Annotated in this window: 11 protein-coding genes; 8 read left to right on the top strand and 3 right to left on the bottom strand. The window is 55.4% G+C overall.

What is annotated here, in order from left to right:
* Window positions 1–6: 6 nt before the first annotated feature.
* The 3 genes from HY868_02670 to HY868_02660 all read right to left on the bottom strand — a co-directional run bounded on the left by HY868_02670 (window position 7) and on the right by HY868_02660 (window position 5,711).
* Complete coding sequence (locus tag HY868_02670; protein ID MBI5301013.1) at window positions 7–687, bottom strand: metalloregulator ArsR/SmtB family transcription factor; 681 nt, start codon at window positions 685–687, stop codon at window positions 7–9.
* A 484-nt stretch (window positions 688–1,171) separates the two neighbouring features.
* Complete coding sequence (locus HY868_02665; GenBank protein MBI5301012.1) at window positions 1,172–1,390, bottom strand: cold shock domain-containing protein; 219 nt, start codon at window positions 1,388–1,390, stop codon at window positions 1,172–1,174.
* 397 nt (window positions 1,391–1,787) lie between these two features.
* Window positions 1,788–5,711 carry an AAA family ATPase gene (locus HY868_02660; protein ID MBI5301011.1) on the bottom strand — a complete coding sequence of 1,308 codons (3,924 nt, stop codon included), beginning with the start codon at window positions 5,709–5,711 and terminating at the stop codon, window positions 1,788–1,790.
* Window positions 5,712–5,950: 239 nt separating this feature from the next.
* On the opposite strand from HY868_02660, the gene HY868_02655 reads away from it, so the two are divergent.
* The 8 genes from HY868_02655 (at window position 5,951) to HY868_02620 (ending at window position 15,390) form a co-directional block, all read left to right on the top strand.
* Window positions 5,951–6,829: a sugar ABC transporter permease gene (locus tag HY868_02655; GenBank protein ID MBI5301010.1), complete on the top strand. Its 879-nt coding sequence runs from the start codon at window positions 5,951–5,953 to the stop codon at window positions 6,827–6,829.
* Window positions 6,829–7,758 (top strand): carbohydrate ABC transporter permease, encoded by a 930-nt coding sequence (locus tag HY868_02650; GenBank protein ID MBI5301009.1) that lies wholly within the window; start codon window positions 6,829–6,831, stop codon window positions 7,756–7,758. Before HY868_02655 ends, HY868_02650 begins: the two co-directional genes overlap by 1 nt.
* A gap of 151 nt (window positions 7,759–7,909) precedes the next feature.
* The gene (locus tag HY868_02645) at window positions 7,910–9,217 is read left to right on the top strand and encodes a sugar ABC transporter substrate-binding protein (protein ID MBI5301008.1); all 1,308 of its coding nucleotides are present in this window, start codon (window positions 7,910–7,912) and stop codon (window positions 9,215–9,217) included.
* A gap of 63 nt (window positions 9,218–9,280) precedes the next feature.
* Window positions 9,281–9,511: a hypothetical protein gene (locus tag HY868_02640; GenBank protein MBI5301007.1), complete on the top strand. Its 231-nt coding sequence runs from the start codon at window positions 9,281–9,283 to the stop codon at window positions 9,509–9,511.
* Complete coding sequence (locus HY868_02635) at window positions 9,504–10,013, top strand: protease inhibitor I42 family protein (protein ID MBI5301006.1); 510 nt, start codon at window positions 9,504–9,506, stop codon at window positions 10,011–10,013. The genes HY868_02640 and HY868_02635 overlap by 8 nt, the downstream gene beginning before the upstream one ends.
* A 47-nt stretch (window positions 10,014–10,060) precedes the next feature.
* Window positions 10,061–13,780, top strand: coding sequence for a hypothetical protein (locus tag HY868_02630; GenBank protein ID MBI5301005.1), 3,720 nt, complete (start codon window positions 10,061–10,063; stop codon window positions 13,778–13,780).
* A 307-nt stretch (window positions 13,781–14,087) separates the two neighbouring features.
* A complete protein-coding gene (locus HY868_02625; protein MBI5301004.1) occupies window positions 14,088–14,918 on the top strand; it encodes a hypothetical protein in 831 nt (276 codons plus the stop codon).
* 1 nt (window position 14,919) lies between these two features.
* Complete coding sequence (locus tag HY868_02620) at window positions 14,920–15,390, top strand: PqqD family protein (GenBank protein ID MBI5301003.1); 471 nt, start codon at window positions 14,920–14,922, stop codon at window positions 15,388–15,390.
* Window positions 15,391–15,408: the final 18 nt, after the last annotated feature.

Below are 15,408 nucleotides of genomic sequence, written 5' to 3'. Positions count from 1 at the left end.
TCCGCGCTATTCGACAAACGCAAGCGAGTAGCCCGCTTGCTGCCACTCGTGCACGCCTTCTTCCAAGCGCGCCACGCGAAATCCTTTGCGAACTAATTTCTCCGCTGCCTCATCCGCCAGAACGCAGTACGGACCGCGACAATAGGCAATGATGGTACGACGGCGCGGCAATTCGTTCAGCCGTCGTTCAAGTTCATCGAGTGGAATCGAGACCGCCTTGGGCAAATGACCTGCCACATACTCAGCCGTCGGGCGAACGTCGAGCAGAACCGCAGACCCATTTTGCAAACGCACACGGAGATCATCTAGCGATACGCGTTTGAACTCGTGCCGGCGCGCGCGGTAAGCGTCGAGGGTGCTGCTCACTTGATCGAGTTGCTGTTCGGCGACGGTGCGAACTTGGAGCCACAATTGAGTCACCAAGGGATCGGAAATACGATAGCGAATGTACAAGCCTTGTCGCTCATCCATCACCAAGCGCGCGCGTTTAAGCCGTTGCAGATGTTGCGACGCGTTCGCGATGCTCAGGTTCGCTTCGCGCGCCAAGTCTTCGACGGTGCGCGAACCTTGCGCCAGCAGGTCAAGCAGTTCCAGGCGATGGGGGTTCGCCATCGCCGCGGCAATGCGCGCAAAGAGGCGATACAATTCGCGCTTGGAGTGATGCACTCCTGTTTTCGCGTGGGGCATCAAGACGCTCCTTTTGATATTCAATAGATTTATTGAATACTAACACACCCATGGGCGTTTGTCAATTCTCCCAATCGGCAAGGGTGTCCGTCAAAATCTTGGAACACTCAACCTTGCGAAGGTTTTGACGACAATTCAAATAGGATTGCCGTTCAACCTTCGCAAGGTTTTTTCACCACCCAAAAACTTGACGCACACCCAATCGGCACAGCGCCGCGTTGTTTGATTCGGGATCGCGATAGTAACGCCCGACGTAAGGGAACCTTCACACGGGTCGTCGTGGGCGCGTCCATCGGAATTTTGAAGATGCCGTGTCGTGCGCCAATCCAGCGTTTTAATAAATAAATAAACAGGCAGGACTTGCAGTCCTGCCTGTTTTACTAACGTATTCACAACTTGCCGCGCGTTTCTCTGAGCGAATAATTGCTTTATTCTTCTTCGATCATAGCAGTAGAATCGTGAAGCCGCCTCTCACCGACGAGGGTTAGCTCGCTTTGGTGACGTTCGTTGCTTGGGGACCCTTGGGACTTTCACCAACGGTGAATTCGACTCGGTCACCCTCGTTCAAGCTGCGATAGCCATCGCCCGCATCCTGAATTTCGGAAAAGTGAACAAACAGATCCTTGTTCCCTTCGTGAGAGATGAACCCGTACCCCTTTGCCGCATTGAACCATTTAACCGTTCCAGTCACTCGATCAGCCATTTTCTTGGCTCCTTTCGTGGAAATCTTCCGGGACTCGCAATTCGAGAAAAAGAAAAAGCACCTCGGCTCTGCGGCATTTCCTACCAGAGACTTAGTGCTCACCAGGCTCAGAATTTGCTGTTCCGTACTGACCCTAGTATACCCGGATTACTATCCTTGTCAAACTGGACTTGCGGTGGAATAGGCAATCGCATCTTGACCAGACAGCATCTTCGGTAAATCATCTGCATCCCAGGTGGCTTTGAGCCGTTTGGTTGGGTTTACGATGTGGTGAACCCTGACTCGGTAGGGTGCTACCAATCAAAATCACATGGCGCAAGAATGGGGCAACGCTTGAACATGGAACGAAAAGAGATTGAACTGTTCTACGCGTCATCAGAAAATCAGCAGTAATTTTTTACTGCATCTTCTTCCATCGTTCCATAATCGCCCGGTTCTCGTTTACATTTTCAAGAAACGATTGACGCCATTCGGCATCGCTGATCTTCTCGGCGCGCTGCATTAGATCGCGGTAACCCGCTTCGATCACTTCGCGTGGCGATAGACCTGGAATCTCGATTACGCTCGCTACATCTGCTACGCACAAGTACGCTCTGGATGGATTGTCTACCCTATCGCTGCCACGTTCACGCAGATATGCCCATACTTCAGCCGCCAATTGCTGTGCTTGCTCTCGCTGCCCCTGCTTTAGCATGCAGCGCGCTTCCACCGCCTGCACATTTGTCCCCCGCGGTTTCGCACCCACACTGGCATACACGGCGCGGGCTTCTGCCAGGTACGCCGCGGCGGCGGCATAATCACCCGCATCTTCAAGGATAAATCCTAGATGAGTTAGGCAGACCGCCAGACTGTGTGTTCGATAGCCCGTCGTCCTGAGTTCTAGCAGCGCTTGCTCTCCAATTGCACGCGCCCGGTCCCGGTCGCCACTTTGCCAATACACGTGGCTCAGATTGTATCTGTACGTGGTCTGCGAAGCCAGGTCGCCCAGAGATTCAGCAAGAGCCAGTCCTTCCTCAAACGCGGCGCGAGCATCAGCCCAGTCGCCCAACTGGGCAGAAAGAATCCCGACGTTTACATTGAACCGACTCTCTCGGTAACGATCGCCCATGCGCCGCACCGTCTCCCTGCTCTGCTGCATGAACAGCAAAGCGCGAGACAGATCGCCTGCATCAGCAAAGTAAACCGCTATGCCAACAAGAACACCGGCTTGGACTCCCTCATCCGCAACCCCGGGCAGTTTTGCCAGAGTGTCTTCAACTGCCTCGCGCGCGGCATTCCATTGCTTGAGGCGAGTCAGCGCCTGCGCCTTACCAGACAGCATTTGCACCTCGATCACATGATCTCCCGCCCGCACTGCCGCAACGATTGCCGCTTCGCTTGCTCGTAGCATTAACTGGTGATCATTCATGCGCGCGGCATACTGCGCCTGCCGCCGAAATGCCTGCGCCCGCCAGTCATCATTCTCACAGGCATCAGCCAATTCCAGCAACGCTTCGATATCCTTCTTCTGCGCCGCGCGCACCTCGCGCAAATTGAGTACGGTCTCTCGCCCGTACAGCGCGCGCCAGCGCCGCTCTCGGTCGGTTGGTTCGATCTGTTCCAACGCGCGATCGAAGAAGACTTTGGCTTCTTGCGTCGCGCCGTGCTCAGTCGCCTGCTCGCCCGCGCGCAACCAATAGTCAATCGCCTGGGTTGGCAAACCCGCATTGGCATAGTGGTGCGCCAAGACTTCGGGCTGGGTTTCGGCTGTTTTGGGAAAGCGCGTTTCCAGGGTCTCGGCGATTCGCCGGTGATAATCTTGGCGTGTGCGCGTGAGCAACGAGGCATACGCCGCTTCCTGCACCAGACCATGCTTGAAGCTATACGCCACCTGGTTCTGCGGATAGACCAGTCCCGCGTCTATGAGCCGGGCTAGGTCGCTTTGCAATCGCCGTTCGTCAAATGGCGCGACGGCGTGTAGAACAGGGTAGGAAAAATCGCGACCCAGGGTCGCCGCCCACAGAGCGGTTTCTTTCGCCGCGCCCACATGATCGAGGCGCGCCATCAGCGAGTCGCGCAGAGTCGCGGGGAGCGCAACCTTCAAATTCTGATCTTCGATTAGCGCTTCGGTCAGTTCTTCGACAAAGAGCGGGATGCCGTCGGTTTGGGTGACGATGCGCTGGCGAACCTCGTCGCGCAAGGAACTCGCATCGCCGATGAGAGACGATACCATCTGCATCGTCTGGTTCGCGTTTAGAGGTCCAAGGGCGAGCCGAACCAGGTGTTCGCGCGGCAACCAAGGCGGAGCGAAACTGGGACGAAAAGTAAGCAGTGCGAAACAGGGAATGGCGGCGAGTGAATCGAAGGTATGGTTGAGCCATTCGATTGTGGAGGGATCGCTCCAATGCAAATCCTCGATCACCAATACCAGAGGAAATGTGGCGGACTGCTTTTTCAGTAGCGCGACAAAAATTTCGCGCATCCGTTCGCGCTGTGCCGCGGTGATCGTTTGTGGCGCAGGCGGATTGGTGGGCAGTCCAAGCAAGAGCGACAAAAGCCATTCGGCGGAGGAGACCAAGTCATAGCGCGCGAGTGTGAGCGAGAGCTTGTCATGTTTGACCTCAAGACTGTCATCCGTCTCAAAGCCGAGCATTTGTTCGAGCAGAGTGATGATCGGATACAAACTCGTGTTTTGAAAATAGGGCGAGCAACGACTCTCCACCCAGATCGGCGTGCCTTGGGCGGAGATGGTTTGCCGGTCTGGGTGCTGTTCCAGGAATCGTGCTTTGAGTTCGAACAACAGCCGCGATTTGCCAATACCCGGTTCACCGCTGACGAGGACAATCTGCCCGTGACCACGCCGAGCCTGATTTCGGCAAGCCATCAATTGATCCAGTTCCGGTTCGCGACCGATAAAAGCAGTGAGGCAGCGAGTCTGCGCGAGCCATTCGAGCCGGCTTTGCGCTCCGCTTCGCCCGCGCACCAGGTAGACTTGCGTCGGTTGACTGAGTCCCGCCGCTCCTTGTATCTCCAACGGCTCGTAGTCAAACCAACCGCGCACTAGTCGCGCGGCTTCTTCCGTTATTAGGACCGCGCCAGGTTCTGCTTGGCTCTGGCAGGCGCGCGCGCGATTGGGCGCGTCGCCAAACAGGTCGCGGTCCTCCAATCGCTGCCCGCGTCGCTCGCCCACAATCATCACGTCCGTATGAATCCCGATGGATACGGCGCGGTTGCCTTCCAACGTCTTTGCCATTGCGAGTCCGGCGTCTACGGCGCGGCGCGGAGCATCCTCCAATGCTTGCGGGTATCCAAAAAGGATCAAGCACTTGTCACCTTGCCGCCGCATTCGATAGCCGCCGAACCGGCTGAGGGTGCTCTCGCAGTGATGCCGGCAAAATGACAAATGTTCGTGCAATGTTTCAGGATCACGCCTTATGTCCACATTTGCGTGTCCACACACTACCACGGTTACCTGTCGCCGTTCCCCTTGCGCCCCGAGCGGGTCCCCATCGCTCTGCCGCGTCTCCTTGTTGCCGGGTCGCGTGCTCTCCGCGCCTTTGATTTCCGCGTACAGCGCGGTCGCTTCGGCGGAAGGCTCGATTTCCAATTCCGCCGCAAGTATGTTTCGGTAGGTCTCGTACTGTTCCAGCGCCGCCGCGGGTTGACCAGTGCGGACCAGCGCGCGCATCAATTGTAAATATGCCTGTTCACCCCATGGCTCAAGCGTCACCTGACGCCGCGCATAATTCTTGACTTGCTCGTACTCGCCGCGCCGCTCATGATCGGCGGTCAACTGGGCAAGCGCTTCCAGCATTTGCCGGTGCAGTGCTTCTTGCCGCGCGAGTCGCCACTCTTCAAAGCCGAGACTGTCGCGGACAAAGAAACCGGCGAGCAAGTCGCCGCGATAGAGATTGGTGGCTTGATGCAACCATTGCATACAGACCGCACAGGTTGCCGCGTTTTGGTGTTGGTGTTGCCGGTGTGCTTGGAGCAGTTGGTCGAATAGGGCAACGTCGAGCTTGTAGTCGGAAAGAGGATTGAACTGAACGTCCTGGTTGGTGATCAACAAGAACGGTTGGCGCGAGGAACGACGCGCGCTCGCTTGCTCGCGGAGGGCGTTGCGTAGCCGAAGCAAGGTCTGACTTAGATTGTGGGCGGCTTTTTTTTCGGGCAGGTTGTGCCAAAGCATCGCGCCCAATTCGGCGCGGCGATGGGGGCGAGCGGATTCGACCGCCAAGAAAGCAAGGAGCGCGCGAACCTTGTCGCTGCCAAACGCGGTTAGTTGTTCGCCATTCAAGCGTACTTGGAAACCGCCTAGCAGAGAGAGCGAGAGATGGGGCATTGCATGTTCCTGTATCAGTTCAGCCGCGCGGGAATTGGAGGGTCTCGACGCTGATCGCTCCAATTATCCAAACCCGACGCGTATTCCGATTCATCTTCGGTTCTGGGCGCAAGCGCGACGAATCATACGCGGAGCAAGTTCTCCTGTCAAATTCAATTGCCCCGTGATGACCGGTGATAATTTCGTGATAGCGCCGGTGTATGCTGTCCGCCGACATTCATCGCGCCAACTGGTGTTCTATGCATCTTTCCCGCTCGCTTCGGTTATTTTCCTACAAGTGGCAATTGCGTCTCTTGCTCGCGCCTTTTCTCATCGTGGGCGCATTGCTTGTGCTCGTTCCCGTCTTTGTAACGATTGGACTGGCGTTCGCGCAGTACGATATTTTTTCCCCGCCTCGGTGGAATGATTTTGCCAACTTTCAGAATTTCTTTGCCGATCCGCGCTCTAAACGCGCGCTCTACAATTCGCTGTGGTTTGGCGCGATTGCGGTGCCCTTACGCGTGGCTGGCGCGTTCCTCCTTGCGCTTGCGTTGAATAAAAGCGGACGCGCGTTTGAAATCGCGCGCGCCACGGTTTACTTGCCGACGATCATCCCCGAAGTCGCGTACGCGATGGTTTGGCTTCTCATTCTCAACCCAGGATTTGGACCGCTCAACCTTGCGCTCAACGCGATGGGTTTGCCCAGTGTTGCCTGGCTGCAAGAGCCGTTGACCGCGCGCGGTTCCATCGTGGTCATGTGGTTGTTTCAACTCGGCGAAGGGTTTGTGTTGATGTTGGCAATGCTGCAAACGATTCCACGCGAACTGTTTGAATCTGCCGCGCTTGATGGCGCGAATCGGTTCCAGATTTTTCGCCGAATCGTATTGCCGCTCATAGCGCCCGCGCTGTTTTTGCTTTCGTTTCGCGATACTGCGCTTTCGTTTCAAGGAACGTTCGTGCCCGGACTCATTACGACGGAAACCGGTCCGTACTATGCGACTTTTTTCTTGCCCCACTATATCGTTGACGAGTCGTTCGGTTTGTTCCGATATGGCTATGGCGCGGCAGGGACAATCATCCTGTACCTGGTGACGGCGGTGTACATCGGCATGCAGTCACTCCTCGCGGACCCAGAATGATGAAACACGACGGTAGCAATTTATTCGTACGGGCGCAGAAACCAGGTTTCTTCGAGAAACCAGGTTTCTGTCGGTCTCTCCGACTGTCTCGGAGATTAATCACCTGGGCGTGGCTCGGCGCGCTCGTCATCGTTTTCGCTTTCCCGCTCGTCTGGATGCTCTCATATTCCCTCCGACCGACTACCGTGCCTCCGCCGAATCGTCTGGAATTTTTTGCGCCACCGTTTGCGTTGGAGAATTATTTATTCGCGCTCAATCGCTATGTGCCGCTCGGCAGATTTCTTTTGAATTCCTTGGTCGTCGTTGTGTTCGCCGTCCCACTCACGGTGGTGACCGCATCCTGGGCTGGGTTCGCCATGTCGCAGTTGTCCAAGCGCGCCCAGGTATTCTTGTTCGGGCTGTGCCTCGCGTGGTTGCTCGTGCCGCCGCCGACGGTTTGGATCCCGCGATTCCTGTTCTTTGTCCAACTGGGCTGGATTGATTCGTTCGCAACGTTGATCGCTCCGGCGTTGATGGGTGCGAGTCCGTTCTACGTTTTGCTTTTCTATCTCGCGTTCTTGCGCGTCTCGCGTGATGTGTACGAATCAGCGCAGGTCGAGGGCGCAAGCCCATTGCGGATTTGGTATTCGATTGCGCTGCCTTCGGCAGTGCCGTGTGTGATCACGGTGGCGATGCTGGCATTCACGTTCTTTTGGAACGATTACGTCAGTCCGTTGTTGTACCTTCGCTCGCCGTCGAATTATACCTTGCCCGTCGGACTCCAAACATTGCAACAACTGGCGCACTCCAACTATCCCGTGTTGATGGCGGCGTCGGTCATTATGGTCGCGCCGATCGTCCTGCTCTTTGCATTCGCGCAACGCTTCTTTTTGCAAGAGCAGATCGAACTCGTGCGAACCGTCCGCACGACAAAGCAAAATCGAACGTAACTCATTTGGCTATGACTCATAAAATTTCACCGCAGAGACGCGGAGAGCGCAGAGGGCGCGGAGAAATTCATATAGAAAAACTCAGCGTCCTCCGCGTCTCTGCGGTGAAATCAAAATTCGCGGCAGCAATGCGCGCTCATGGAATAACACAATGAAAAGAACGATTCTGTTTTTACTGTTCGTCTGCGCGATGGTCGCGTGCGCGCCTGTCGCTTCAACGGCAATTTCTGCCGTACCCGGCGCGCCCAAAGGTGAGATTGTGCTGGTGCTGAGTGATACGCCGGAAGGAGCGGCGGGCTATCAGCAACTCGTTGACGCGTTCGCCAAGGTTCAACCCAACATCAAGGTCACGATCAACAACGTTCCCGACAGCGCGCAATTCTTGAAACGCCTCGCCGCCGATTTCGCCGCCAAGACGCCGCCCGATGTATTCCTGATTAACTATCGCCGCTTTGGTCAGTTCGCGATCAAAGGCGTGCTCGAACCAGTGGATGGATTTATCGCGGAGAGCCAGGTCATCGAGCCAGCCGATTTCTATTCCGTCGCGCTCGACGCGTTCAAGTTCAAGGGCAAGCAATACTGCCTTCCCCAAAATTTGTCGTCGCTCCAAGTTTATTACAACAAGAAATTATTTACCGCCGCGAACGTTCCGTTCCCCAAAAGCAACTGGACGTGGAATGATTTTCTCAGCGCCGCGCGCGCGTTGACCAAATCGGCGAACGGCAAGGTCGTGCAGTACGGCTTGGGCGTTGACCCCGTCGCATTGCGACTCGCGCCTTTTATCTGGGCGCACGGCGGCGAGTTGGTTGACGATCTCAACAAGCCGGTGCGACTCGCGCTGGATTCGGTCCCGTCGCGCGAAGCGTTTCAATGGTTTGTGAATCTCCAAGTGAAGGAACATGTCGTTCCCTCCAAAGCCGACGAGGCAACCGAAAAATCTCAATCGCGATTTCAGCACGGCACGTTAGGTATGCTTTTGCAGAGTCGCTCCATCACGCCTGAATTGCGCGACACGATCAAAGATTTCGAGTGGGACATCGCGCCGCTGCCGGGCGACAATAATGTCGCGACGATGTTGCACAGCGATGGCTATTGCATCGCCCGCGATTCAAAGAATAAATCGGCGGCGTGGGCATTCGTCGAATTCGCCAACAGCAGTGAGGGACAGAAAATCATTGTTGCTTCGGGGCGCACCGTACCGTCGCTCAAGTCCGTCGCCGAATCGCCGTTGTTCCTCAGTTCGAAGCTTGCGCCGGCGAGCAATCGCGTTTATTTGGACATGGCGCCGCACATTCGCCGCGTGCCGATCATGACGACCTGGCTCGACATCGAGGATGCACTCAATCAAGAAATCAAACGCGCGTTCTACGGCGACGCTTCCGTGAATGATGCCATCCGCTCGGCGGCGAGCCAGACCCAGGAATACTTTCGGCTGAATCAAGGCGATGTGGGACAGTGATGACCGGTGATAATTTCGTGATAGGGCTAGTGTATGTTGTTACACAAGAGGAGATCATTTAGCATGTTGGATTCCAAGCCACGTTATGCCTCGTTCCTGTTGCGACTTCGCCGGATGCAGACGGAAAACCGGCACACCTGGGTGGCATCGGTGCAAAGCACGATGACCGGCGATTATTATTCGTTTCCCAATTTAGATGCGCTGGTTCAGTTCCTGCAAACCGAGTTTGGCGAATGTGAAATAGCGGCTAAATCAAAACCTGCGGTGCAAAACCAACTGGGGCGCGATGGATAAGGTCAAGCGGATCGAGGGAAATGGCAAAGCGATAATCGTTTGGTGGGTGGCATTGTTGCTGCTTGGCGCGTGTGCTACGCCAACCGTTCCCGCGAGTGCGACGCCGACCGCGGCGGCAACGCGTGTTCCAGGTAGCGCATCGCCGGCATCTGCTTCGCCAACTCCAATTGCTGTGACCCCAATAGCGACGACCATTCGCGCCGATGTGGTGCTCACAGAGTCACACCATCAGATCGCGACGACGGTTAAGGTGGGACAGATTATCAATGTCGTGGATTTTCCCGGCTATGAATGGAACGTCAACTATTATGATCAAGTCTTGCTCGCGCTCACACTGCCGGAAAAGATGAAGAAACCGGGCGCGAGCGGTTGGTTTTTCCGCGTGATTGCGGCGGGTCACACCGAGATTGTTTTGGAAAGTATCCCGCCGCCGTGTCCGGGCGGCACGCCCTGTCCGCCGAACATTGTTCGCTGGGTATTTCCAATCCAAGCCGTCCCATAAGGACGGTCAATAATCAGCGTCTCTAAATCAAAAAGGGAGAATACTCCATGTCCAAGCTGTTTTCCTTAACCAATCGGCGAATCCTTTTTGTCCTATTGACGATTATGGGCGGGTTGTTCTTCGCGTTCTCGAATTCTGCCGTATGGAACGCGCAATCCGTCGAGCAAGGAGAAGAAAACGAAGCCGCGACCATTGAGGAATACTTTCAATGGCGCTTTGATCAGATGAAAGACAAGAGCGGACAGATTCCCGATGGTGCGCTCATCAATGCGCTGAACACGCGCAAGTCCATGGTGCAACAGCACGCGCGTGCGCCACGCGTAGCCGGCATTGATAATGTGAGTTGGACTTTTGCTGGTCCAAGCAATGTTGGCGGGCGTATCCGCTCGATTCTGCCGCTCAGTGCCAGTACTGTATTTATCGGCAGTGTCTCTGGCGGTCTCTGGAAGACAACCAACTGCTGTTCGACCAGCACCACTTGGTCGTCGATTGACGATTGGATGGCGAACCTGGGGATCAGTAGTTTGATCGTGGATCCGACCAACGCCAACGTGATGTACGCCGGCACGGGTGAAACCTCGGGCACCGGCTTTCGCGGGGCAGGGGTTTTCAAGAGTACGGACGGTGGTACCACCTGGACCCAACTCACCAGCACGAACAACGATCAGTGGTATTTTGTGAACCGGCTCGCTATCTCACAAAATGGCGCAAATCTGCTGGCGGCGACCGGCACCGGTCTCTATCACAGTACCGATGGCGGCACTTCTTGGACGCGACGCGTGACCACTAGCTGGCGGGATGTAAAATTTGACCCGACGAACAGCAATAACGCCGTGGCTGGCGCGGTCGGTTACTCTTGGTATACGACAGGTGGCGGTGCATCTGGCTGGGCAGCCGCGACCTTCACTCCCGCCATCTCTGGACGCGTTGAGCTGGCATACTCGCCCAGTAATCCCTCCATCGTTTATGCCAGTGTGAATCAAAACTCGGGTGACGTGTACAAGAGTACGGATGGTGGACATACCTACACCCGCGTGAACACGGGTCAGCAGTTACTGGCTACTCAAGGCGATTACGACAACGCGATTTGGGTGAAACCAGACGACCCGAACTTTGTCGTCGTCGCCGGTGTGGATATGTACAAGTCCACTGACGGTGGAGCGACGTTTACCAAGATCGCTTACTGGGGTTATTCATGGCATTATAGAAACCCACCCTCACCCCATGCCGATCATCACGCGCTTGTATCTATACCCGGCTCTAACCTCGCCCTGCTCAATGGCAACGATGGAGGCATGTACTATACCGCCGATATCACCACGGCTGGGACGAATGCGGATATGAACCTGGGTTGGGTCTATATGAACAACAACCTGGGCATTACGCAATTCTACGGCGTCGCAGGCAACAACAACGGTGTCTTGATCGGCGGCAGTCAGGATAATGGGGCAACGGTGTACACTCCTGCCGGCGGAGCCAATGCTTGGACCTTTTTTAGTGGTGGTGATGGTGGCAAGTCCGCCGCTGATCCGACGAATCCTAATTACCTCTACAATGAGTATATCTACGGTCAAGTGCATCGCTCCGACACTGGTGGAGTGGGTGATTCAGATTCCATTTGGGGGACCTATTGGGACGGTAGTGCCTGGACTTGCCGCGCGGCACCGTATCGGATTGACGACGCGTGCAATAGGGTAGGTAGTTTCATTGCGCCTATCCTGCTCGATCCTAATAACGCCAATCGGCTTTTCGTAGGCGACCTTTCGCTCTGGGTTAGCAACGATGTTCGGACGCCGTACGTCTATAACAGTCTGACAGGTGGTCCGCAATGGACGGCGATTAAGTCTTCGATTGGTAGTGGAATCAATGCAATCGCCATTGCACCGAGCAACTCGAACGTGATTTGGGTGGGTCACAAAAACAGCCAAATTTACATGACGACGAATGGGACAAGTACCACGCCAACCTGGACGCGCGTCGATACAAATATCGGCGCAAATAATCCTGGGACGCAGATAGGCAGTATCGCGATTGATAAGAACAATAGCAGTATCGTCTATGTGGGATTTAACGGCTTTGGTACAAATCGCCTCTGGCGTACAACGGATGGCGGGACAACTTGGACCAGCATCACCAGCAATCTGCCGCAAGTACCAATCTATGCAGTGGCGATCAATCCCAGCAACAGTGCCTGGCTTTATGTTGGCACCGAGATTGGTATCTTTGCCAGCGTAGATACGGGCGCGACCTGGAATGTGCCCACCGGAACCGGGCGCAACGGCGATGGTCCTGCCAACGTTGCTGTGGAGGACTTGCAATGGATGGGCGGCGGAAACAGTACTGGTACAACCGTGTTGATTGCTGGCACCCATGGACGCGGCGCATGGACCGCGGACCTTACCCCACCGACGCAAACAAATGTATATGCCGATGACGATTTGGTGTGCGGCGGTAACATACCCTGCTACGCGACGATTAACGAAGCGATGAACAATGTCAGGACCGGCGGAACAGTAACCGTCTACGCCGGAACTTATTCGGAAAGTGTAACCGTCAACAAGAATGTGACGCTGAATGTGGTTGGTAATATCACCACGAGCGATGTGTCTCTGTACAACGGCACCACCTGGAATGCCAACAGTTGGACGATGACCGCCGGTAATATGAATCTCTATGGCGGAACCTGGAACGCGAATAGTTCGACACTAACAATCAATGATTTCAATCTCTCTAGTGGAACCTGGAATGCTGGCAGTTCGACGCTGACTGTGAATGGGAACTGGACCACAAGCGGAACTTGGAACGCCGGCACCGGCACAGTCGTCTTTGCCAAGAACGGCGTCGTCACGGTGAATTTGCCAACCCAAACCGAAGGCACACTCGCTTTCTGCAATATCACCATCAACGCCAACACCACGGTGGACGTGACGGATGACTTTATCAGCGCCGCCACCGGCGGCAGTTGTACCCAGTTCATTCAGAATGGCAAACTGCGCCGCGAAACGCCGTCCCAGTATATCATCAACTATAACACCTGGACATTCAAGGATGCCCGGAATCGCGATGCAGTGCTACTGACCAAAACGGCAGGAGTTAGTCTTTGGACGACGGCGGTGACCGTTACGTCGAATCTCCAACCAACGACTTGTGGAACAACTACGTTGTCTGGAACTCCGGTCTTGAAGTTGTTCGACATCGTACCACAGCAGGTAGGCGGAACATATACGATGCGGCTGTACTTTTCCGCCAGCAACCCGAATGAGGCAAATGGAAACACAACATCAAGTCCATACAACTTGGCGATCTTCCATTGCAACAGCAGTACCGGTTGGGAAAAAATTTCTGGCACGGGCGGCAGTGATGCGAATGGGGTCTATGTCCAAGCCAGTGTGTCCTCGTTCTCGACCTTTGGAATCGGTCCTAACACGCCAACGGCAGTTACACTCGCGCGCTTGGAAGCCAAACCGGATGCGACGGGGATTACGGTCGAATGGCAAACCATGACGGAAGTGGATACGTCCGGTTTTCAACTCGAACGCGCGTTGGATGGCAAGACCTTTTCGCCGGTCGGCGCGTTCATTCCCGCGAAAGGCGCGGGGGGCGGGGCGCTCTATTCCGTGAGAGACACGTCGGTTCCTGAAGGACAAACGGCGCAATACCGTCTCGTCGAAATCGCGCGGAATGGCGCGCGGACGACGTATGGTCCGATCACAACCGCGATGCCACGCGGAACGATTCCGGTGTTTATACCTCTCATCAAGAAATAACCGGCAATCCTTTCGTTGGAATACACAAAGTGGTACGTCATGCGTGAAACGTGAAACGTAAAACGACTCGTCTGAAGAAAGGTTGGATCGAACCGCGAAGACGCAAAGGACGCTAAGTAAAACCTGAAAAATAATAAAAAAACTTGCGTTCTTCGCGTCTTTGCGGTAAGGTTTTGTTTTTTCAGTGGAGGCGTAAAACGTAATTACCAATTACCAATTACGAATTACGTCTTACTCGGCACTTTTTTGAAAGGTAATCCGCTTGTCCATCGAGAACATGCCGCGCCTCAAGCGGCAAACGACTTGAATGAAAAAGTTGGACACCCTGGACTGGGTGGCAAGCATGGCTTTTGTGAGTCATGGAGTTCGGATTGGAATTCGGACGAACGCGCCGCAGGCACTCCAACAAATTGATGCGTGCCTGCCGCCGCGGCGCAAGCCGATGAACTCGCTCATTGTTGACCGACTTTATTCGCTCATCCTGGGAAAGCCGAGTCTGTCGTCGCGAATCCGGCATTTCAATTTGTTCTACGGCGATCACACGCAACTCGCGCGCTCCCTAACTGTGAGCGATCTACTCATCGCGTTCGAAGCGGACTTGCAACGGTATGTCGCCGAGCACGCGCACCGCAGACTGTTTGTTCATGCGGGAGTGGTGGGCTGGCAAGGGCAAGCCATCGTCATCCCAGGGCGAAGCATGAGCGGCAAGACCACGCTCGTCGCCGAGTTCGTGCGCGCCGGGGCAACCTACTATTCGGACGAGTACGCCGTGTTCGATGCGCGCGGGCGCGTGCATCCATATCCGAAATGGCTGTCGGTGCGCGATGGACTCGATGGACGCGCCAACAATTATCCTGTCGAACATTTCGGCGGTCAAGCCGGCGACGCGCCATTACCCGTCGGTATGATTTTGGTGAGCGAATATCGCGCGCGCGCGCAGTGGCGACCGCAACGACTTTCGCCTGGGCATGGCGCGCTCGCGCTGGTTGCCCACACGATCGCGGCGCGTAGCAAGCCCGCGCAGATGTTGCCCATCTTTCGACAGATCGTCACGCGCGCGCCGGTGCTCAAAAGCGCGCGCGGCGAAGCGAGGCACGTCGTAGATTCAATTCTGAACAAGTATTCATCCTGGAGGTAATATGAACACAAGCGAATCAATTTTGCCCGATGCTCGCGTGGCAGGGCTGGATGTCGAAGACTTGGATGGCGAAACGATGGTCTATGACCACGAGCGAAACGCCGCGCATTGCTTGAACCCGACCGCCGCGATTATCTGGAAACACTGTGACGGTAAACACTCTATCTCGGACATTGCGCGATTGTTGGCAATGGACCCGCAAGTGGTGTGGTATGGTCTTGGGCAACTCGACAAGCAACATTTGTTGCAAACGCCGATTACTTTGCCGGACGAATTAGCGCGCATCACTCGACGGGAGTTTATAAAGCGAGCGGGGTTAGTCGCCACGACAATCACCGTGCCAATCATCGCCTCTATTGTCGCGCCGACGCCGGCGCAGGCGGGCGGCTGTGCCCTCCCGGGTGAATACCCAACCGCTAGCCGTCCCTGCTGTTCAGGCATTATCAATCAGACCACCGGACAATGTCTGTAGATGAATGTGCACACAGGT

The organism is Chloroflexota bacterium, assembly GCA_016219275.1.
In the GTDB taxonomy this organism is placed as follows: Bacteria; Chloroflexota; Anaerolineae; order UBA4142; family UBA4142; genus JACRBM01.
Note: the sequence above shows the minus strand (reverse complement) of the source record. Positions and strands in the feature narration are given on the sequence as shown.